The organism is Sporosarcina pasadenensis (assembly GCF_047228845.1).
In the GTDB taxonomy this organism is placed as follows: Bacteria; Bacillota; Bacilli; order Bacillales_A; family Planococcaceae; genus Sporosarcina.
The window spans coordinates 252,849-273,656 of the sequence record NZ_JBFEGM010000001.1 but is presented as its reverse complement, the minus strand read 5'-3'; the positions used below and the strand labels follow the sequence as shown (position 1 = coordinate 273,656).

The 20,808-nt window shown below is 44.8% G+C and carries 17 protein-coding genes and 1 other RNA gene; 15 read left to right on the top strand and 3 right to left on the bottom strand.

Annotation, left to right across the window (positions count from 1 at the left end; all coding sequences use genetic code 11):
• The first annotated feature begins 18 nt into the window (after positions 1 to 18).
• The 4 genes from asnS to AB1K89_RS01350 are packed head-to-tail and all read left to right on the top strand — an operon-like array spanning position 19 to position 3,048.
• Positions 19 to 1,314, top strand: a complete 1,296-nt coding sequence (gene asnS, locus AB1K89_RS01365; RefSeq protein WP_413053028.1) for an asparagine--tRNA ligase — start codon at positions 19 to 21, stop codon at positions 1,312 to 1,314.
• A gap of 34 nt (positions 1,315 to 1,348) precedes the next feature.
• Complete coding sequence (locus AB1K89_RS01360) at positions 1,349 to 2,056, top strand: DnaD domain-containing protein (protein WP_413053027.1); 708 nt, start codon at positions 1,349 to 1,351, stop codon at positions 2,054 to 2,056.
• Positions 2,057 to 2,066: 10 nt separating this feature from the next.
• The gene (gene nth, locus AB1K89_RS01355) at positions 2,067 to 2,717 is read left to right on the top strand and encodes an endonuclease III (RefSeq protein ID WP_413053026.1); all 651 of its coding nucleotides are present in this window, start codon (positions 2,067 to 2,069) and stop codon (positions 2,715 to 2,717) included.
• Positions 2,710 to 3,048 (top strand): YpoC family protein, encoded by a 339-nt coding sequence (locus tag AB1K89_RS01350; protein WP_413053025.1) that lies wholly within the window; start codon positions 2,710 to 2,712, stop codon positions 3,046 to 3,048. The genes nth and AB1K89_RS01350 overlap by 8 nt, the downstream gene beginning before the upstream one ends.
• Before the next feature lie 63 nt (positions 3,049 to 3,111).
• Here the strand turns inward: AB1K89_RS01350 and AB1K89_RS01345 are convergent, their stop codons facing one another.
• Positions 3,112 to 5,772, bottom strand: coding sequence for a PBP1A family penicillin-binding protein (locus AB1K89_RS01345; RefSeq protein WP_413053024.1), 2,661 nt, complete (start codon positions 5,770 to 5,772; stop codon positions 3,112 to 3,114).
• Entirely contained in the window at positions 5,769 to 6,407 is a 639-nt protein-coding gene (gene recU, locus AB1K89_RS01340) for a Holliday junction resolvase RecU (RefSeq protein ID WP_413053023.1), read from the bottom strand. Before recU ends, AB1K89_RS01345 begins: the two co-directional genes overlap by 4 nt.
• Positions 6,408 to 6,580: 173 nt before the next feature.
• Between recU and AB1K89_RS01335 the strand changes: the two genes are divergently transcribed.
• The 10 genes from AB1K89_RS01335 to AB1K89_RS01290 all read left to right on the top strand — a co-directional run bounded on the left by AB1K89_RS01335 (position 6,581) and on the right by AB1K89_RS01290 (position 20,073).
• A complete protein-coding gene (locus AB1K89_RS01335; RefSeq protein ID WP_413053022.1) occupies positions 6,581 to 6,952 on the top strand; it encodes a YppE family protein in 372 nt (123 codons plus the stop codon).
• Positions 6,949 to 9,228 carry a DEAD/DEAH box helicase gene (locus AB1K89_RS01330; protein ID WP_413053021.1) on the top strand — a complete coding sequence of 760 codons (2,280 nt, stop codon included), beginning with the start codon at positions 6,949 to 6,951 and terminating at the stop codon, positions 9,226 to 9,228. The genes AB1K89_RS01335 and AB1K89_RS01330 overlap by 4 nt, the downstream gene beginning before the upstream one ends.
• Positions 9,218 to 10,483 (top strand): ribonuclease H-like domain-containing protein, encoded by a 1,266-nt coding sequence (locus AB1K89_RS01325; protein WP_413053020.1) that lies wholly within the window; start codon positions 9,218 to 9,220, stop codon positions 10,481 to 10,483. Before AB1K89_RS01330 ends, AB1K89_RS01325 begins: the two co-directional genes overlap by 11 nt.
• 98 nt (positions 10,484 to 10,581) lie before the next feature.
• Entirely contained in the window at positions 10,582 to 10,878 is a 297-nt protein-coding gene (gene gpsB, locus AB1K89_RS01320) for a cell division regulator GpsB (protein WP_252503406.1), read from the top strand.
• Positions 10,879 to 10,957: 79 nt separating this feature from the next.
• An RNA gene (rnpB, locus tag AB1K89_RS01315) (RNase P RNA component class B) lies at positions 10,958 to 11,353 on the top strand.
• A gap of 418 nt (positions 11,354 to 11,771) precedes the next feature.
• Positions 11,772 to 12,899 carry a THUMP domain-containing class I SAM-dependent RNA methyltransferase gene (locus tag AB1K89_RS01310; RefSeq protein WP_413053019.1) on the top strand — a complete coding sequence of 376 codons (1,128 nt, stop codon included), beginning with the start codon at positions 11,772 to 11,774 and terminating at the stop codon, positions 12,897 to 12,899.
• A gap of 69 nt (positions 12,900 to 12,968) precedes the next feature.
• Positions 12,969 to 14,885, top strand: a complete 1,917-nt coding sequence (locus AB1K89_RS01305) for an ATP-dependent DNA helicase (RefSeq protein ID WP_413053018.1) — start codon at positions 12,969 to 12,971, stop codon at positions 14,883 to 14,885.
• 141 nt (positions 14,886 to 15,026) lie between these two features.
• Complete coding sequence (locus AB1K89_RS01300; protein WP_413053017.1) at positions 15,027 to 18,629, top strand: dynamin family protein; 3,603 nt, start codon at positions 15,027 to 15,029, stop codon at positions 18,627 to 18,629.
• A 1-nt stretch (position 18,630) separates the two neighbouring features.
• Positions 18,631 to 19,452: a sulfurtransferase gene (locus AB1K89_RS01295; protein ID WP_413053016.1), complete on the top strand. Its 822-nt coding sequence runs from the start codon at positions 18,631 to 18,633 to the stop codon at positions 19,450 to 19,452.
• 24 nt (positions 19,453 to 19,476) lie between these two features.
• A complete protein-coding gene (locus AB1K89_RS01290; RefSeq protein ID WP_413053427.1) occupies positions 19,477 to 20,073 on the top strand; it encodes a metallophosphoesterase family protein in 597 nt (198 codons plus the stop codon).
• 22 nt (positions 20,074 to 20,095) lie between these two features.
• On the opposite strand, the gene AB1K89_RS01285 is transcribed toward AB1K89_RS01290, so the two are convergent.
• The gene (locus tag AB1K89_RS01285) at positions 20,096 to 20,506 is read right to left on the bottom strand and encodes a ribonuclease HI family protein (RefSeq protein ID WP_413053015.1); all 411 of its coding nucleotides are present in this window, start codon (positions 20,504 to 20,506) and stop codon (positions 20,096 to 20,098) included.
• A 79-nt stretch (positions 20,507 to 20,585) separates the two neighbouring features.
• On the opposite strand from AB1K89_RS01285, the gene AB1K89_RS01280 reads away from it, so the two are divergent.
• Positions 20,586 to 20,774, top strand: a complete 189-nt coding sequence (locus tag AB1K89_RS01280; RefSeq protein WP_413053014.1) for a zinc-finger domain-containing protein — start codon at positions 20,586 to 20,588, stop codon at positions 20,772 to 20,774.
• The last annotated feature ends 34 nt before the right edge of the window (positions 20,775 to 20,808 follow it).

Below are 20,808 nucleotides of genomic sequence, written 5' to 3'. Positions count from 1 at the left end.
ACTGACGGAGGTACTTACATGAAAACAATCATGATTCACGAAATGCCTGATCACGTAGGCGAAACTGTCCGGATCGGAGCATGGCTATCGAATAAAAGATCAAGCGGCAAGATCGCTTTCCTACAACTTCGAGATGGTTCAGGTTTTGTCCAAGGAGTTGTCGTCAAAGATGTTGTAGGAGAAGAAATTTTCGCTAAAGCGAAATCAATCCACCAGGAATCGTCGCTTTATGTCACAGCAGAAGTGACGGAAGATGAACGCTCTTCATTCGGCGTCGAACTGCAAGTGAAAGATGTTGAAATTATTCACGAAGCAGTTGATTACCCGATTACACCAAAGGAGCATGGAACTGAGTTTTTGATGGATAACCGTCATTTATGGCTACGCTCTCGCAAACAGCATGCCATCATGAAAATTCGGGATGAAATCATCCGTTCCACATATGAATTCTTCCATATGAACGGTTTTGTTAAAATTGATCCTCCTATTTTGACGGGCTCTTCGCCTGAAGGAACTACGGAACTTTTCCATACGAAATACTTCGATGAGGACGCTTATTTATCCCAATCCGGGCAGCTCTATTTGGAAGCAGCCGCAATGGCACTTGGGAAAGTGTTTTCTTTCGGACCGACGTTCCGTGCGGAAAAATCGAAAACACGCCGCCATCTGATCGAATTCTGGATGATCGAACCTGAAATGGCATTCGTGCAACACGAGGAAAGCTTGGAAATCCAAGAGCAATATGTTTCGCATATCGTCCAGTCCGTATTGCAAAACTGCCCATTGGAACTCGAGCGGCTTGGCAGGGATGTATCGAAACTTGAAAAAATCCAGGCGCCATTCCCGCGCATCACTTATGATGACGCAATCAAGTTCCTACACGAAAAAGGCTTTGATGATATCGAATGGGGCGATGATTTCGGGGCGCCGCATGAAACTGCGATTGCCGAAAGCTTTGATATGCCTGTCTTCATTACAAATTATCCGAAAGATATTAAATCATTCTATATGCAGCCGCACCCAGATCGCGACGATGTAGTCCTTTGCGCTGATTTAATCGCTCCGGAAGGCTATGGGGAAATTATCGGCGGTTCAGAACGTATTTATGATTATGAATTGATGAAGCAACGCATCCAAGAGCATAATCTGGATGAATCAGCTTATGAATGGTATTTGGAGTTAAGTAAATACGGCGCTGTTCCACATTCTGGCTTCGGGCTAGGGTTGGAACGGACAGTGGCGTGGATTTCCGGAGTGGAACACGTACGGGAAACGATTCCGTTCCCACGTCTCTTGAACCGTCTATATCCTTAAGGTAAACAGATTTATTAATAGTGAGGTGTTCGGCATGCAAGATGAAGAACGGCTCCGTATTTGGATTGAGCAGGGGAATGTCACCATTCCCCAGCTCTTTTTTCAGCACTATAAAGCGTTGGATATAAAAGATGTAGATGCAGTACTTCTGCTTCATATGTGTGCATTTCAGGCGGGTGGTTCGCAATTCCCTACACCATCCGATCTAGCTGCACGCATGCATCTAACCGAGAATGAAGTGTCCGAAATCCTACAACGTTTCATGCAACGTGGATTATTGGAGATCCAACAGGGCCAGGATGAAAATGGAGTACTATTCGAACAGTTTTCGATGCAGCCATTATGGAACAGGCTTGTGAATATCGTGTTAGCTGAAAAGAATGTAAAGGAAGAAAAGAAGGACAAGGATGAAGAAGGTGAAATCTTCACGTTGTTCGAGCAGGAATTCGGCCGTCTCTTATCTCCGATGGAATGCGAAACGATTACAATGTGGCTGGATGAGGATGGACATGCTGTCCAGATTATCAAGGCGGCATTGAAAGAGGCCGTACTTGCCCAAAAACTTAGCTTGCGTTATATTGATCGGATTCTGTTTGAATGGAAGAAGAAAAGAGTGAGAACGTTGAATGACGTGGAAAAGCAATCCAGGTCGTTCAGGACATCAATGATGCGTCCAGTTCAAAATCAGGAAACTGTCGTAAAGAAAGTTCCTTTTTATAATTGGCTGGAAGAACGGGAATAGGTGATTGCATATGTTGACGAAGAAACAATGGGAATATTGTCTCGAACAATTCGGGGAGATGTTTCCGGATGCTCATTGTGAGCTGGTGCACGAAAACGCTTTTGAGCTGCTCGTCGCCACATTGCTCTCCGCTCAATGTACGGATGTGCTTGTGAACCGTGTAACCGCGAATTTGTTCCAGAAATATAAAACACCCGAAGACTATTTGGAAGTCGATATTGAGGAACTGCAAAATGATATCCGTTCAATCGGTTTGTATCGGAATAAGGCGAAAAACATTCAAGCGTTATGTGCCCTCCTCATTGAGAATTTTGATGGAGAAGTGCCGGCTGATCGGGATTTGCTCACGACACTTCCCGGTGTTGGAAGGAAAACTGCAAATGTCGTCGTTTCCAATGCGTTCGGCATCCCGGCATTGGCTGTCGATACACACGTTGAGCGTGTTGCCAAACGACTAGGCATGAATCGTTGGAAAGATTCTCCTCTCATGGTGGAAGAGAAAATCATGCGATGGACGCCTAGGGAAAAATGGACGGATACGCACCATCAAATCATTTTCTTTGGAAGGTATCATTGCAAAGCCCAAAATCCAGCATGCGGTGAATGTCCGCTCCTCCCGCTGTGCAGGGAAGGGAAGAAACGGATGAAAGGCATTGCATAATTCGGACGAGAAGGAAACGCTTTATTTTTTCTGGAACAATTGGTTAGCCATGAGAGAAAGAATTGAGGAGGCCTATGAGCAAAAGGATCCTCGGGCAATCAAAATGATGGAAAAGGCCATTGATAATTATTCTGCAATGCTAAGTGCATTTTTGCCTGCAGCTTCTTCTGTGCATAGAGATAAAACATCATTAATTGAACCATTGAATGGGAAAGAGCGGCTACAATTCATCCGAAGTAAGATAACTGGGCATTTTGCATACGTTCAGTTGGATGCACTGTATACAGAGGCGATGAAAAAAGCGGTAAGCCGATTGGCAATGAAAAAATAAAAGTAAAATAAAACAGCCGGAAGGGATTGGTTAAATCCCTTCCGGCTATTTTATATTATGTGATCATCTGTTCCTGCCGTCGTCAGTTCCGTCATCGGAACCTTCATCTCCGCCAGTTCCAGGGTCGCTCGTTTCATCACCCGGAGTGCCGGAACCGTCTCCAGTATTATCGGAGTCTCCGGAGTTGCCATTATTATTGCCGTTATTGTTATTTCCGTTGTTACCGTTATTTCCATTGTTGCCATTGTTCCAGTTTCCATTGTTATTTCCATTGTTGCCGTCATTATTTCCGTTATTATTTTCATTTTCACTATCGTCTTGCATGCCAGGGTCATCTTCAGTCTGCCCTTCAATCAGCAGGGAAGTGGAAGCTGGACTACTTTTGATTTCCCCGGAAACGGCTGTCACATAGAAGACGTACGTACGACCCAATTCAACTCCAGAGAACGTCACGGCATGCTCGGAAGTCTTTGTCATACTTTGTGGTTCGCTGCCATCCACTGCCACGGATACATCGAATTGCACAGGTTCCGGAAGATTAAATTCATCTGGATTGTCGTATGACCAATTCAATGAGACCGAGTTCGTCTCTGGATTATATTGTGCAGACAAGCCGCCTGGCGCTTGCAGTTCAGTAATTACCTCTTCATCCATTTCTGTCGGAACCGTTCCTCTTACGAACAGTTCAGTGCTCTTAAGCGCATCAGGCGTTGAATTGCTTGCCAGAATTGCTGGATTGGAACCCTTGACGATGACCGCCTCTTCAACAGAACTTGGCTTTTTGAACCGCGGCGTATTTTTTCCGGCCACGAGATCAGTCATGACTGTTCTGAAAAGGATTTGCGGCACATAGCGACCGCGGTCATATGTTGTAATCGGTGTCGTATAGTTTTTGTAGCCGCCCCATGCGGAAATTGTATATTCCGTCGTATAACCGGTGAACCAACTATCCGGCACATCTGTATTCTTCATGCCGTGTTTGTTTTTTGTATCTGACGAATAGTTTGTCGTACCTGTCTTTCCGGCCATATCCAATCCGGATACGTGCGCATTCTTTCCTGTCCCTAATGTGGTGACGTCTCGTAAAATATCAGTCACCATATAAGCAGTCGAATCTTTCATGACCGTGACAGGGTCTGGTGCCAAGTTGCGCTCGGTTTTCCCATCACGGAAAATGATTTTCTTAACAGCATGCGGCTTTGTATAAATACCTCCGTTGCCGAAAGGAGCATAGGCGCCTGCCATTTCAATTGTCGAAAACTCATTTTTTCCTCCTCCGAGTGCATCCGAGGAATATAATTCTTTATACTTAAGACCAAGTTTGCCTGCGAAATCACTCGCCTTTTTCGTTCCGACTTCTTCAAAAACTTTGACTGCTGGAATATTCCTAGACCGGTATAATGCTTCCCTTATTGAAATCGGGCCCTGGTATTTACCGTCAACGTTTCGGATTGATAGATCTGTTCCTTTGTATTTGTATGGTTCGTCTTTTACGATATGTGCGGTTGACCAGCTCTCATGTTCGATAATAGGACCATAAGACAAGATCGGTTTAATGACCGAACCAGGCTGTCTACGGTTGTCACCTGAAGCGAAGTTTAGATTCCGACCGGTAAAGTTTCGTCCTCCGCCGATTGCGACGATTTCCCCAGTTTTCGTATTCAGAACAGTCATCCCTGCCTGCATTTCATCAGACTCATAGATCGGCGAGTTAATCGCCTTTTCGACGGATTGCTGTGCTGCCGGGTCTAGAGCTGTCTGAATGGTCACACCTTCTGATAGGACGTCCATCATTCCAGCCGCTTCCAATTCATCCAATACAATGTCAACATAAGCTAGATATTTTGAATCCTTATTTTGTTCGCGTTGATTTTCGGGAAGGAGTGTTTCCGTTACCGGGATGGCTTTTGCCTCTTCCATCTGTTCCTTCGTTATTTTTTTATGTTTGTACATTAGAGTCAGTACGGTATTCCGACGTTTTTCGGCCCGCTCTGGATTCTTGAAAGGATTATATCCGTTAGGGGATTGAGGCATTCCAGCCAACAACGCCATTTCATGTAACTCAAGCTCATCCAAATCCTTGCCATAGAATTCTCTTGCAGCTGTTCCGATTCCGTATATGTTGCCGGACATAAGGATTTTATTGAAATACATTTCGAAAATCTGTTCCTTTGAATACTCTCTCTCAAGTTTAAAGGCGAGCCATGCTTCTTGCGCTTTCCGCTTCAATGTCTTTTCATGTGATAGGAAAGAGTTCTTAATGACTTGCTGTGTAAGAGTGGAAGCACCCTGTGAACCGAAGCCGCTTTGGAAGTTAGCTAAAACAGCACCGCCAAGTCTCCAAAAGTCCATTCCATGGTGTTTGTAGAATCGGACGTCCTCTGTCGCAAGGACGGCAGCTTCCATCTCTTTCGGTATATCTTCGAAAGGGACGAACTCCCGTTTTTCGGCACCGAATTTCATGAACACATTTCCGTCGCGGTCGACAATATCGGACGTAAGCGGATCCTTCAATAAACTTTCATCAAGTGCTGGAGCACTGCTCGCATAGTAAGCGAATAATCCTGCTCCGCCGACTAATATCGCAAAGCCTAGGGCAACTACACTAAGAATTATTTTCTTGAAAATATTGCTGCCATTCTTCTTATTTTTATTCTTCCGGTGCTTCCGTTCCGCCTCCAACTGCTGGCGTCGGGCTGCTCGGGATTTTGTTTGATCACTCATACGTTTTCCTGCCTTTCAATCGTATCTAATTCAGGTTTATTCAACAGAATGTCCAAAGCCGATAAATAGTCGAGCCTAGGATGGTAACCTGCGTTTATCTCTATGGATATCTCTTCCATTTCGGAGAGTGTAATAGATTTCCTTCCTCCTGCTATCATTCTTTCCCACTTTTTTTCAAAGTACTCGTAGGGAACGATGAAATATCGGTCGAGAACGGTGAATTTCACCAACAGAAAAGCGATGCCTGCCTGCTCGGTTACTTTTTTCATATGATCGACCTGATGCTCATGAATATTTTGCAACGGAAAGGAAGTCGTATTCTTCGTCTCCTTTGCTTCAAAATCAATATATTTCCCTTTCCAAACTCCATTATAGTCAGTTGTAGAAGGAGATTGGAAATATGCTTCGGTTATGACGGCTGCGCTTCTGGCTGGATATTTCACGTGTACGATTTGGATAGGGACCGGCTTCTTATGGATGACGGCTTTATTGTGGGACAAATAATATTCATTCGTTTCGTTCAATTCGTCCTCTAATGTTTTTCCCCGGTTGCTGAACGAAAGATTTTTATTATCCACTCTGGCAGAGCGTTGTACCGGAACATACTTTTTTCCGTTTGGATATCGGATTGTCATTCCTACCACCTCGCATTTCCTATCATACCATAATGAGTAGACGCATTATGACTCTAAAAGTTCCGCGGAAATATTGTCCAAATAGTTTTGAAGAATGCACGTTCGTTAGGGATTGGTGTCCACCTGCAGTTTTTGATAAACTATAGGAGAGACTTCGGAAAGGAAGAGATCACTTGTTAAGCTTAATAGAAAAAACAGAACGGCTCCTATCTGTTTGTGAAGAGTGCTTGGAAAGACTCCCAGCAATGCGTGAATTAGATAGGGAGCCCGATTTTTTTACAGAAGTGAAACCTTATGCAGATACAAATCATAAATTACTGGATGAATGGACAGAGGAGATCCGAACGTTGATTCGAGAAGAAAGACCGAAATATGTTCATTTACATCAAATTGAATCATTGAACGAATCGATGAAACAATTTATTGTCCAATCTTTTTACCCGAAGACAGGAAAGAAACGATTTGTCCTTTCCATCAATTCCGCGACGTACACATTACGAACGGTTCTAGACGAATTGCAGCGTAAGGGAGGGGAGGAAGGATGAAGAAGACAAGCGTCCGGGAAACAGTGGATCGTTTTTTAGCAGATCCTGAGCTATCTACTAATATTCGTCACTATGAAAAGATGGAGGGGAAATCGGCTGAATACGCAATGTTTCCGGAACAGCTTCATCCATCCATCGTAAAGGCGCTCTCGGAAAAAGGAATTGAACGCTTATACAGTCATCAGCGCGAAGCATTCGATCTGGCATCTTCCGGCAATTCGATTACGGCGGTGACGCCTACCGCTTCAGGTAAATCATTATGCTATCACTTGCCTGTCTTGCAAAGCATTTTGGAGGATGACGCTTCACGCGCGCTTTATCTGTTTCCGACAAAAGCTCTTGCTCAAGACCAACTGGCAGACTTGCATGAACTAATCGAGGCGAGCGGGGAGACGATTCTCAGTTACACATATGACGGAGATACAGCGCCCGGACTGCGTACGAAAGTGCGGAAATCAGGCCATATCGTTTTGACGAACCCCGATATGTTGCATTCCGGCATTTTGCCACACCATACAAAATGGGTTTCTCTATTCGAAAATTTGAAGTATATCATCATAGACGAGTTGCATACGTATAAAGGGGTGTTCGGAAGCCATGTTGCACATGTATTAAGAAGGTTAAAGCGCATTTGCAATTATTATGGATGCAATCCGACTTTCATTTGCACATCGGCAACAATCGCCAACCCGAAAGAGCTTGCCGAGGCGTTGACAAACACACCGATGCGCCTCATATCCAAAAATGGAGCTCCTTCGGGAGTCAAGCATTTCATTTTCTACAATCCGCCGGTCGTCCATAAAACGTTCGGCATCCGCCGCAGTGCCATTCTCGAAGTAAGGGATATTGCATCGTTTTTGTACAGAGAAGGAATTCAAACGATTATTTTCGCAAAGAGCAGGGTGCGCGTTGAAATGCTTGTCACTTATATGAAGGAATTGACGAAGAAAAAACTGTTCGATCAGACGATTATGGGTTACAGGGGCGGCTACTTGCCTTCCGAACGGAGAAAAATCGAAAAAAGGCTGCGCGACGGGGAAATAAAGACTGTAGTGAGCACAAATGCGCTAGAGCTCGGCATCGATATCGGGCAGTTGCAAGCTTGCATCATGACAGGCTACCCGGGAAACATCGCGAGCGCCTACCAACAGGCAGGAAGAGCGGGAAGAAGGCAGGATGACGCTTTGATCATCTACGTCGCTCAATCAATGGCACTTGACCAATACATTATCCAGCATCCTGAATACTTACTTGGTCAAACTCCTGAAGAAGCGAGAATCCATCCTGACAACATGCTCATCCTTATGGATCATCTGAAATGCGCATCATTTGAATTGCCGTTCACGATGACAGAAACATACGGGGAATTCGAAGTCCAGGAGCTGCTCGCCTTTTTGGAAGCCGAAGGGGTGCTCGTGAAGACATCGGATAAATGGCATTGGATGACGGACCGATTCCCAGCTAGCGAAATCAGTCTACGCTCAGCTTCGCAGGAAAATGTCGTGATTATCGATAAGACGATTCCTAAAGGGACCGTCGTAATCGGGGAAATGGACCGCTATAGTGCAATGACTTTGCTGCACGAAGAGGCGATTTATATCCATCAAGGAAAGCAATATCAAGTCGAGATGCTAGATTGGGAAGAGAAAAAGGCATATGTGACCGAAGTTGATGTCGATTATTATACGGATGCCAACTTGGCCGTTGAATTGAAAGTGATCAGCGAAGACGAAAACAGACAGTTGGGTGAAGCGGCCGCAGCGTACGGAGATATTGCTGTATTGGCCATTCCTACTATTTTCAAGAAAATCCGTTTTGATACGCATGACAACATCGGATCCGGTCCAATTTCGCTGCCTGCTGAGGAACTCCATACATCATCCACTTGGTATTCATTCGATGCACCGGACGGATGGAAGGAGTCCGATTTAACGGATGCGTTGACAGGCGCTGCCTACGCAATCCAATCGTTCATCCCCTTATTTGTACGTTGTGATCGGTCGGATATCCATGTCGTCCCTCAAGTGAAGGCAATCCATACGGGTAAACCGACAATTTTCATTTACGATAGTTATCCCGGAGGCATCGGCTTAAGTGAAAAGATCTTTGGCCGTTGGGATGAACTGCTGAAAAAGGCGGCAGAGCACGTCCGGGGATGCCATTGTGAAAACGGATGTCCGGTCTGTATAGGCGCGCAGGAAGAAGGGATTCGAATGAAACGGGATGTCATTTCCCTTCTACATGCTCTCACTAGGGGGAAGACCGATGTCGTATGAAGCTAAAATGATGGCAATGAAGAAACTGCTGAAAAAGAAAGCCCCTATAGCCGAAGTGAAAGCCGATGCACCGAAACGCCAAACGCCTCCACCTCCTCCTTATGAGAAGAGATGGTTAGCGGCGGGGTTGACAAAAGAGGAAAACGAATACGGAGTCGTCTATAAACGGACTGTCGTCTATGAACCACAACACCAACATGGGAAGTTTGCGCTTTCCGGATTGTTGGGCACAGTGGAAAGATGGCGTGAATCCCAGGAACCACATCCTCTCGCGCCCGACTTTTCACGACCGCTCGTCTTTTTCGATACGGAGACGACTGGCTTGAAAGGCGCAGGCACACTCATCTTCCTTATGGGCTTCATTGAATATACGGAAGAAACATTCACATTGACACAATATGTGTTGCCGGGTCCGGATCATGAAGCCGCATTCCTTTATGCTACAGATCTATGGAAAACACCGATGTCGATTGTCATGTACAACGGTAAAAGCTTCGATATGCCACAAGTGCAGACGAGATGGACGATGAATAGAAATGTACTTCCCCAGTTGCTGAAGCATACTGAAATCGACTTGCTGCATGGCTCGAAAAGGATTTGGAAAAATGAAATGGACACATTCAAATTGACGGCAGTCGAAGAAGAACAGCTAGGGTTCTTCCGTGAAGGCGATATTCCCGGCCATATGGCGCCGATCATCTATCAAGATGCGGTGAAAAATGGCCGCGCCGAATTATTGATGAAAGTCCTTCTTCATAATGAATGGGATATCCTTTCCCTCGTCACCTTATATATTCGTTCAACAGACCTTCTGTTGCGAGATGACTCACTTTCTTCCGCGAATGCGAAAACGAATATCGGAAAATGGTATACGGATCTGAAATCGTTTAGCCGAAGCAAAGATGTTCTTATGGATGTCATAGCGGAATACGGAACAGAAGAACCGAAGGCACATTTTCACATCGGATTTCTCCTGAAAAAGGAAGGGCGTCAAATCGAAGCCATCGAATCATTTGAAATTGCCGCACATAGTTTGACGGGAAGGGAAAGAGTCATCGCCTACGAAGAATTGGCGAAGCTGTTCGAGCATAAAATGAAAGATCCGGCAAAAGCACTTCATTACACAAAGGCAGCGATCTGTCACTTGCGACATGATCCGGATATGACGAACCGATTTAAAATCCGGATGGGAAATGAATTTACTCATAGGGAAATAAGATTAACGAAAAAGCTATTTCCCGGGGAAGCGCACTAACCGACAAAATCCTCCTTATTAGCGGAAATAGAAAGACAAGGTTGTACAAAATATGCTATACTTGCGACATGTAAACATTGATGGAAGGGCGTCATTTCATGGAAATAAAACTTGATTCTAAAACAATTCTTGAAAAAGAGTTCAAAACTGGTTTACGAGGATATAATCAAGAAGATGTGGATCTTTTCCTGGATCAAGTCATTCAGGATTATGAAGCTTTCAAAAAAACAATTTCTGAATTACGTATGGAAAATGAAAAGCTGAAGGATGAACTTGCATCAACAGCTAAACGTCCAATGGCTACTAACGCCAATACGACGAACTTTGATCTATTAAAAAGGATTTCGAATTTGGAGAAGCACGTATTCGGAAGCAAATTGTACGATCACGAATAAATAAGCAGATTCTTTGGCTTCACAGAGAAAAACGTTGATTTTTGTCGAAAATTGCAGTATACTATTGTAACCATAGCGTGAATTCAGGTAATCGCTGCAACATCAGTTGTAGAGGAAAGTCCATGCTCGCACGGTTCTGAGATGACCGTAGTGTTCGTGCTCGGCGAAAAAATAAGCCGGGGCTTTGCGCAATGCGCATTGACGGCGGGGATAAATCCTAAGTGTGCTTGCACATATGGATGAGGTCCCCTGAAAAGTGCCACAGTGACGTAGCTGATCCGGAAACGGCTCAGATGGAACGCGGTAAACCCCACGAGCGAGAAACCCAAATTATGGTAGGGGCACTCTTCTGAAGGAATTGAACCGATGAAGGGACAGACGACTTCTTGAGATGAGTCTGTAGATAGATGATTACCACCCTAAGTACGAGGCGCAAGCCGTTTGAGTACACGGGAACAAAACATGGCTTATCGAATTTACGATGGTTCTACATAACAATCAGTGCTCTCCTTCTCGTTTGGAGAGCATTTCTTCGTTATTTCTTCGTTATTGAGGATATAAATTGTATTATAATCAGAAAGACTACATAAACGGATTGATTAAGGTAAATTCTATACTTTGCTGGGTGGCAATTTGTTGATTTGGATTGGAGCGGAAGACGGCGACTCCTGCGAAAGCCGTAACGAAGAACGGCTTTTGCGAGCAAAAGCAAAGCGTTGGGAGCAGGATGCCTTAATTTCTGCAAAATACGCAGAAATACGGCAAATCGAACCCTTCGCTGTTCGATTGGCTCACGGACCGCCCGCGGAAAGCGTCCGTCTGTAGCGGAAATCCTGTTACATTTTTGTTCACCACAGCAATGGTATTGAACTCAGAATTGGAGTTGGAAATGCATGACAAACTATAAATTGGTCGCCACATCTGCCATGGGGCTTGAATCGATCGTTGCGGATGAAGTGAAAGAACTCGGCTTCCAGACGAAAACAGAGAACGGAAAGATCTACTTTGAAGGCGATGAAACAGCAATTGCCAAAACAAACATGTGGCTTCGTGTCGCAGATCGTGTCCGCATCATCGTCGGTGAATTCACAGCAACAACATTCGATGAGCTATTTGAACAGACAAAATCCCTTCCGTGGGAGCAATATTTGCCTGTAGATGCGAAATTCCCTGTCGCAGGAAAATCGGTAAAATCAACGTTGTACAGCACACCCGATTGCCAGGCAATCGTCAAGAAAGCAATCGTGGAACGTATGAAATCTGCATATAACCGGATCGGCTTTTTAGATGAAACGGGTCCTTTATTCAAGCTCGAAGTATCCATATTGAAAGATAAAGTCACATTGACAATCGATTCGAGCGGCGCTGGTTTGCACAAGCGAGGCTATCGTGTCGGACAAGGGGATGCTCCGCTTAAAGAGACTATGGCGGCGGCTCTCGTCAAATTGACACGCTGGAATCCCGATAGACCGTTCGTCGATCCGTTTTGTGGATCGGGAACAATTGCGATCGAAGCAGCTATGATCGGGCAGCAAATCGCGCCGGGGTATAACCGTGATTTCAGCAGTGAGCAATGGCCTTGGATCGATCAGGCGATTTGGGACCGCGTGAGGGAAGAAGCTGAAGACATTGCGAAATATGATCAACCGCTTGATATTACAGGATTCGATGTGGATCCTCGTATGATCAAAATTGCCCAACAAAACGCAGTCGAAGCCGGCTTCATGGATTTAATCCGCTTTGAGCAGCGTGACGTCAAGGATTTAGCTGTCGAAGGTTTGAATGGTGTATTAGTCGGCAATCCTCCTTATGGGGAACGATTAGGTGAAATTGAGGAAGCTGAGGAACTTGCCGGTGTGATCGGTCATATAATGGATAGGTATCCATCATGGTCCGTATACATGCTCTCTTCATTGGAAAACTTCGAAACAATGTACGGCAAGAAAGCTACGAAGAAGCGCAAGCTGTTCAACGGATTTATTCGAACAGACTTTTATCAATATTGGGGTCAACGAAAATAAGCGGTCAGATGAAACGGAAGAGGTCCTGCCTCTTCCGTTTCCATGTGCGAAAAGGAAAGGGGAGCGCAAATGAAAAGGAAAATGCCATTTTCATTAACAAAGGAAAAATCATTCTATGAATCGTTGAATGATTGGATTGGCGATACATTATATGACGATTTGACTGAAAAGGGATTCGAATGCAGAGACGAACAAATCTATATGGCATTTCAAATTGAACAAGCGCTAAAAGAGAAGAAAGTTCTCTTGGCAGAAGCAGGAGTCGGAACCGGGAAGACGATCGCCTATTTATTGCCGGCCATAGCTTATGCGAGGTATACGGGAAAACCTGCCCTTATTTCCTGTGCAGATGAAACGTTAATTGATCAGCTTGTGAAAGAAGAAGGCGATATTCGCAAAATCAGTGATGCATTGCAAATCGATATTGACGTCCGTCTCGCCAAAGCGAGGGATCAATACTTATGTTTGAAGAGATTAGATGAAGCGGTAGATGCATCGATAGAAGACTTTGCGGAGAATGTGCAAACCGGTTTGCCTGATTTTGTCCGTGGAAATGTGTCGTTGCAATCGATCTTCCCGTATGGGGAACGTTCGGACTATCCTCACTTGAACGACGAGCAATGGAAAACAATGAATTTCCATCCTGTTCAACAATGCGCGGCGTGCGATATTCGAAATAGATGCGGACAGACAATCCATCGGAATCATTATCGCGAAGCAGCGGATCTGATCATTTGCTCACATGATTTTTATATGGAACATATTTGGACGAAGGAATCGAGGAAGCGTCAAGGTCAGTTGCCACTTCTTCCTGATGTGTCTATGATCGTTTTCGATGAAGGGCATCTGCTGGAGTATTCCGCCCAACGCGCACTTACGTATGAAGTTCAAGATAATACGTTGCTTAATCTGCTGGAACGGGTCATGGTTGACGGTGTCAGGGAAGAGACCCTGCAATTGATGGAACGCTTAATTGACATCCATGAACATTTCTTCCGTCTTCTACAGTCGGCAACAAAGGAAAGCGGAGATGAACGGAAAGCAATTCGGAAAAACGGGGAAATCCTTTCAGTCGGAAGGGAAGCGATCTCGATTTCAACCGCTTTGCTGGAAGAGTTCGTGTTTGAAGGTGAATTATATATCATTCCGGAATATGACTTGAAAATGGTCGAAGAATACTTGGAGCAATATATTTATTCTATGGAATTATTCGTGTCCGAAAATGATGCGGTCGACTGGCTGGAAGTTAATAAAGATGGGATGACGCTCATCATCATGCCGCGTCTCGTCACGGATATATTACAAGAAAAGCTGTTTTCATCCAATATACCGATTGTTTTTTCATCGGCTACACTTTCGGTCGGACAGGATTTTTCATATATTTTGGATAGTCTCGGCATCGATGATTTCCTCTCATTTTCAGTTGAATCACCTTTCGATTATGAGGAAAAGATGGAAGTTATTGCAGCTGATATGGATGAAGGGGAGAAGCCTAAATATGTGCTCGACTTGCTGAAGGATGGGCAACAAACATTGTTGCTATTCAAATCTGAACAGTCGATGAAACGGTTCCAATCAGCGTTGAATGAAGAGCAAAGAAAGGGAATTGCGTTTGAAGGGGAACGGGAATTATCTTCGATTGTCCGCGAGTTCCAGCAGAAGGAAATTTCCGTCTTGTGCTCCTATCATCTATGGGAAGGACTCGATATTCCGCAAGACGCACTGACCCGGGTCATCATTTATGATTTGCCGTTTCCACCGAAAGATCCTTTATTCGATGCGCGGAGGAAGCACGCGGAAAAACCGTTCGAGGAAGTGGATTTACCATTCATGTTGTTACGTCTAAGGCAAGGCGCTGGACGCCTCATTCGGACGTCGGAAGATTCCGGGACCGTGCATATTCTTTTAGAAGGTGAAGAACAAAAAATGAAAGATGTCATTGCTGGGATATTCCCGGTGGATCTACAGACATTCGTCAAGAAATAAGTAATAAAAGCTGTCTTTCTTATCGAGGAAACTTGATTAAAGACAGCTTTTTGCATATATAAACTCCGAATTTTCAATCAAGGTCCATCAGTTACGAAAAATGGTATAGTAGATAGAGAATGTTAGGAAGGATCGAATATTATGTTTACTAATGATATTTTAGAACGAACAGCTATTTACGGTCATTTATTTAACAAGAATCACGATGAGGAACGTGTTAAGAAAGCAGCTTCATTAGCACGAAAATTAATGGATGAAGAGTTTGTGATCGGATTCGCAGGTCATTTCTCGGCTGGCAAATCCTCGATGATCAATGCGTTGACAGGGGAGGACCTTTTGCCTTCCAGTCCAATTCCGACGAGCGCCAATATTGTCAAAGTAAAGAAGACGGCTGAGGAATTTGCGATCATCCATCGGACGGACGGCTCACTCGTCAAATACAAGGGCCATCGTTTCTTTGATGCGATCAAGTCCTTCAGTAAGGATGGCGCAGAAATTTCCCTAATTGAAATTGGTCATCCCGCGTCCAACTTGCCAGAAGCGATAACAGTCATGGATACACCAGGGGTCGATTCGACGGATGATGCTCATCGCTTATCGACAGAATCGGCACTTCATTTAGCCGATTTCGTTTTTTACACGATGGACTACAACCACGTCCAATCGGAATTGAATTTTAAGTTCACGAAAGAACTTTTGCGTTATAACTCCAATGTTTATTTGATTATTAACCAAATTGACAAGCACCGGGAAAGTGAATTGTCTTTTGAGCAATTCAAAAAATCGGTTGAAGATTCTTTCAAACTTTGGGGTGTTGAACCGAAAGGGATCTTCTACACATCTTTAAAATCTGATGACCTTCCATTCAATGATTTTGAAAAGGTGAAAAGTATCGTCGAAGGTTCAATTGTGAATTGGAAGGATCATTTCTTGGATAACGCCGAGCAATCCCTTTTGAAATTGAAGGAAGAGCATATGGAATTTCTAGAAAGTGAGCGGGCTGACTGTAAATCGGCATATTCCGAGATTGTCTCAGAAGATGAGTGGAATGCATTCGAAGAACTTTCTTTGGAATTAGATGAGCTGAAGAAGCGGGCCTCTCTTTTGTCAGGGGATGAGTTTTACGCGACTTTTGAAAGGGAGCGGAATGATTTGCTGCGCAATGCATCGATCAGCCCTTTTGAAACGCGTGAGCTATTGAAGGACTATTTGGAGTCGAAATCCCCGCGATTCAAAGTCGGGTTATTATTCGGTGCAAAGAAGACTGCAGAGGAAAAAGCGAAGCGAAAGAATTCCTTAGCTAAAAACTTATCGAAACTAATACATACACAGATTGAAGTGCATTTAAAAGCTCTTATGAAAAAGACGCTTACAGAAGCAGGTTTGATGACTGATGAACGGTCGATTACGATTGACGAAATGGATATGTCCGTTCCGTTTGAGGAAATCGACAAGCAGTTGAATGTTTCGGATGTCGTTACGGGTGAAACTGTATTGAATATGACGGAGCAGATGAAGACTGCAATCCAGCAAGTTTTCCGGAGATTGACGGACGATTGGAAACAAGAAATGTCGGCAATCGCAACATCTGCGGGCAATGAACAATCAGAGCCGCTGCTTCAAGCGATACAATCGCTTGAACAAAAGTTGGCAGCCATTGCACAAGTGAATGAAATAGATCAAAAACGAGCCGACTTCACCAATAGTCTTGTTGCTCCAACTGCAAGTTTAAAAACTTCCAGCGAATTGTTGCTCCAGCAATGGGAGAAGAAAGCGGAAATAGAAACGGTAGAACTTGATAAGTTGGAGACTGCGGAAAACGAAACGGTGCACAAAGTCGTCCAGCAGGAACTGGCAAATACAGTAGAAATGACTTCCGACGTACCAGATGAGGGGAGTGTTATTGACAAGGCGCTTCATATTGCGCAGTCGGTGATGGATATCCCGGGTTTTTCGGAGACGGCCGATTATTTGCGGAACAAGGCTGACCGTCTTTCCCATCAGGAATTCACCGTCGCCTTATTCGGGGCGTTCAGTGCTGGGAAATCGTCCTTCTCCAATGCTTTGATCGGTGACCGCGTGTTGCCGGTTTCACCGAATCCGACGACAGCCGCCATTAATCGGATCAGGCCACTTGTTTCTGGCAAAGAGGACAGGACAGCGGATGTTCATTTAAAAACAATCAATCAGATGACTGAAGATGTTGCATTTTCATTCGAAGCGCTCGGGTTGCCGATCTTAACATTGGAAGAAGCGTTCGATAAAGCCGAAGCAGTCTTAGGAAAAGAGCTTGAAGATGAAAGCTTGCATATCCATAAAACATTCATCCGCGCATTTGAGACGGGCTACCCGGTTTATAGAGATAAATTAGGTTCTGTCATAAATGTCGATCAAACTGAATTTACTCGGTTCGTGGCGGAGGAGGAGCGAAGCTGCTTCGTCGATTCCATCGATTTGTATATCGACTGTCCGTTGACGAGGCAAGGGATAACACTCGTCGATACGCCAGGGGCAGACTCCATCAATGCAAGGCATACCGATGTCGCTTTCGATTATATTAGGAATGCGGATGCAATCCTCTTCATCACATATTATAATCACGCATTCGCGCGAGCCGATCGCGAATTCCTCATTCAACTCGGTCGTGTGAAAGATGCATTTGAATTGGATAAGATGTTCTTTATCGTGAATGCGATCGATTTGGCAAATAATGCAGATGAAGCGGAAACAGTTCTTTCTTTCGTTGAACAGGAACTGGCAGCTTTCGGAATCCGTCATCCTCGTGTACACGGAATTTCAAGCTTGCAAGCATTGGAAGCGAAGCTGGATGATTGTCAGGATGCCGCGATGGAAGCTTTTGAGCAGCATTTTGGTCATTTCTTGAAGGACGATTTGAAAGGTCTTGCCGTCCAAGCTTTGGAAGAAGAGGCGGTTAAAGCTGTCAATCGGCTTGCGATATTGATTGAGCGTGCGGAAGTGAACAGGTCTCGCAAGGCGGAACGTATGGTGGAGCTCGACCGATTTGAGCAAGAAGTTCGCGCACGTTATGCAAATGGTTTTGGAGAAGTGATCCGGAAGGCCTCCAGCAATGAATTGAATGAATTGGTCTATTACATTTTACAGCGTGTTTTCCTTCGTTTTGGGGACTTCTTCAAGGAAGGCTACAGTCCGTCGACGTTTGCCAATCACCCCGCTGAAAGAGCGTTAACTATGGCGCTCACTGAAACGGTGCAGATGGTAGGATTTGACTTGACACAAGAATTGAAAGTGACCAATTTACGTATGCTGAACTTCATGATTAAATTAATGAAAGAGCGGGAGAGGTCAGAGATGCGGTTCCTTTCCGAAAAGGACAGTTCCATTTCACCTTCCCCGTACGAAGCGGAAGATGCAGAAATGCTGTCGTTCGCCGCGCCTTTTGAAAATCCCGCAGTCTATAAAGATGTCAACCGTTCATTCAAAAACCAGAAGTCGTTTTTTGAAAAAGGCGAGCGTCTCGTATTGAAAAACCGGTTAGAAGAACGGTTGAAAGAAGATGCTTCGATCTATTTGGGCAAGGAGAAGGAACGTATCGAGTTTTGGGCGGAGCAGTGGATTGAGGCGGAAGCGGAAGGGCTATGTCTCCATTTACTGAATCAAAGCCTTAAGCAGATTGAATCGGAACGATCCATCTTGAAAGATACGGAGCAATTGGATGAATGGCGCGCGATTCATAAGAAAATCCAACTGAAGGGGATGGGTTGAAATGAGTGAAGTGTTCAAGTCGATTAAAGATGTGGAGATCCACGATGTAAAATGGATTGATGCCCGTCTTTCATTGCAAGAGAGCGATGCGGGGAGAAAAAATTTCGAAGAGGGGCATATTAAAGGGGCATTGTACTGGGATCTTGAGGATGATCTTTCCGACATGACTAAAAATACGGGAAGGCATCCACTGCCCGATAAGCAGACGTTGACGGAGCTATTCCGAAAAAGCGGTCTTGAACTCGATGACCGGATCCTTATCTATGACGACGGCGGCAGCCCTTTTGCTGCAAGAGCCTGGTGGATCCTTCAATATGGCGGATTTAAAAATTCATTCATTATATCGGAAGGTTTTAGGGCGTTGACAGAAATGGGTGTCCCTATCTCCGGAAAAGCGGAAGTTCCTAACCGATCCTCGGTCGATCCTGTCTGGGATGAAACGATTTTTGCTCCTCGTGAATTCATCGAACAGACGGTTGAAGGGAAAACCGGCAATGTGTTGCTCGATGCGCGTTCAGCTGAACGGTATCGCGGTGAAGTCGAACCGATCGATCCGATTGCCGGTCATATTCCGGGCGCATTGAATTTCGACTGGGAACGGTTGAAGAAGGATGGCTCTTTCAACTTGGACGCTGACGTAGGTCAGCAACTTTCACAAGTAGTGCAGCATGATGATGAAGTCGTTGTGTATTGTGGCAGTGGTGTTACGGCCGCCCCGTTATTTGCGATGCTAAAGCAGAATGGCTATAACAACGTCAAACTATATGTAGGAAGTTACAGTGACTGGATTTCAAGGGAAGTCATTGAAGTAGAAAAAGGCTAAAACGAAGGCGGAGGTGCTTTGGAAATGCAATTTGCAATTATAGGGGATATACATTCCTCCAAAGGGGATTTGGAGGATGTCCTGTCCCATATTAAAGAACGAGCACCAGAGGCCGTTTTGATCGGGACAGGGGATTTGTTCGAATGCACGATTAGCAAGCGATATGTGAATGAGCGAACATATAGCACACTTGAAGAAGTGATGATTTTACCAGAGGGTTTTGATGAGCTGCTCAATTTCCCGTCGGTGAAAGGGAACCAGGAAGAGCGGATATTGCTCATTACGGAAACAGATGATCCATTGCTCAAAATGCTTTCGGTGATGCCGGAGAAAATTGAATTGGGTGTGGCTGAAGTGATTCATGGCCATCAGTGGAAGTGGGGCGGCGAACCTTGGTCGTTACTGGAGGCAGATGTGTCTAATGGCCTGACGTTTTACGGCCATAGCCATCGTTCTGGCTTATTGCGCAACGGCAGGGAAGAGGAGGCCGTCCTTTTCGATCATCCTTATGATGTGAGAGGCGGCCAGACTCTTGTCAATGTCGGGGCTGTCGTTTCCGACAAGGAATGGGTGCATTATGACAACATGGAGAACACTGTAACATTCATGAAAGCGAAGTAAGGGGTGGAGCGAATGCTTCTCATTATTTCCCGCCATGATCCTTATCCACCTGTTTATGGATTGCTTCCCGGGCGAGTGCATCAGCAGCTCGATTTTCGGTGTCCGGTATCCATTTAATGAAAAAGAAATCGAACGTTTCAGCAATGGATAAGATTTTATTCAAATATTCCTTATGTACTTCGTTTTTCACAAATTCATTTTCTACAGCCGAGACGACAGCTTTTGAATCCGAACGGGCTGAAACGATTCCGGTCGTCAGTTTTGCGGCTTCTTCCACTCCGCGAAGAAGGGCTAGAAATTCGGCTGTATGATTGTTTGTCGGCTCGATCGGTTCGGATAATTTGACGATTTTGCCTTCCCCTTTGATGTATATTCCGATGCCGCTTTTGCCTGGGTTACCGGCACTTGCGCCATCTACGTATAATTCGATCATATTCCATCTCTCCTTCTGTTTGTTGCAACCCGCAGAAAACCATATTAAAATGAATGAATGACCTGACTTGGAGGTTGCTATGGATAAATTGACAGTCATGAATGAAATCAATGAAGTGCTTGATACGTATTGTGAAGGATGTTTTGTGAAAAGGCAACAAGTGAAGGATATCGGAAAAACAGGGGCGCATCAGTTTTGCATCCGAACGTGCACGATTGGGGAACAGCTTCAATTTTTAGGAAATGAAATGAATAAATTGACAAAATAATATCCCGCCAGGATTTCCTCGGCGGGATATTGCA

Coding starts and splice junctions, on each gene's coding strand:
- asnS (WP_413053028.1), top strand. CDS start 19: ATGAAAACAATCATGATTCACGAAATGCCTGATCACGTAGGCGAAACT.
- AB1K89_RS01310 (WP_413053019.1), top strand. CDS start 11,772: ATGACAAACTATAAATTGGTCGCCACATCTGCCATGGGGCTTGAATCG.
- AB1K89_RS01305 (WP_413053018.1), top strand. CDS start 12,969: ATGAAAAGGAAAATGCCATTTTCATTAACAAAGGAAAAATCATTCTAT.
- AB1K89_RS01295 (WP_413053016.1), top strand. CDS start 18,631: ATGAGTGAAGTGTTCAAGTCGATTAAAGATGTGGAGATCCACGATGTA.
- AB1K89_RS01300 (WP_413053017.1), top strand. CDS start 15,027: ATGTTTACTAATGATATTTTAGAACGAACAGCTATTTACGGTCATTTA.
- AB1K89_RS01345 (WP_413053024.1), bottom strand. CDS start 5,772: ATGAGTGATCAAACAAAATCCCGAGCAGCCCGACGCCAGCAGTTGGAG.
- gpsB (WP_252503406.1), top strand. CDS start 10,582: ATGGAAATAAAACTTGATTCTAAAACAATTCTTGAAAAAGAGTTCAAA.
- nth (WP_413053026.1), top strand. CDS start 2,067: ATGTTGACGAAGAAACAATGGGAATATTGTCTCGAACAATTCGGGGAG.
- AB1K89_RS01285 (WP_413053015.1), bottom strand. CDS start 20,506: ATGATCGAATTATACGTAGATGGCGCAAGTGCCGGTAACCCAGGCAAA.
- AB1K89_RS01330 (WP_413053021.1), top strand. CDS start 6,949: ATGAAGAAGACAAGCGTCCGGGAAACAGTGGATCGTTTTTTAGCAGAT.
- AB1K89_RS01325 (WP_413053020.1), top strand. CDS start 9,218: ATGTCGTATGAAGCTAAAATGATGGCAATGAAGAAACTGCTGAAAAAG.
- recU (WP_413053023.1), bottom strand. CDS start 6,407: ATGACAATCCGATATCCAAACGGAAAAAAGTATGTTCCGGTACAACGC.
- AB1K89_RS01290 (WP_413053427.1), top strand. CDS start 19,477: ATGCAATTTGCAATTATAGGGGATATACATTCCTCCAAAGGGGATTTG.
- AB1K89_RS01280 (WP_413053014.1), top strand. CDS start 20,586: ATGGATAAATTGACAGTCATGAATGAAATCAATGAAGTGCTTGATACG.
- AB1K89_RS01360 (WP_413053027.1), top strand. CDS start 1,349: ATGCAAGATGAAGAACGGCTCCGTATTTGGATTGAGCAGGGGAATGTC.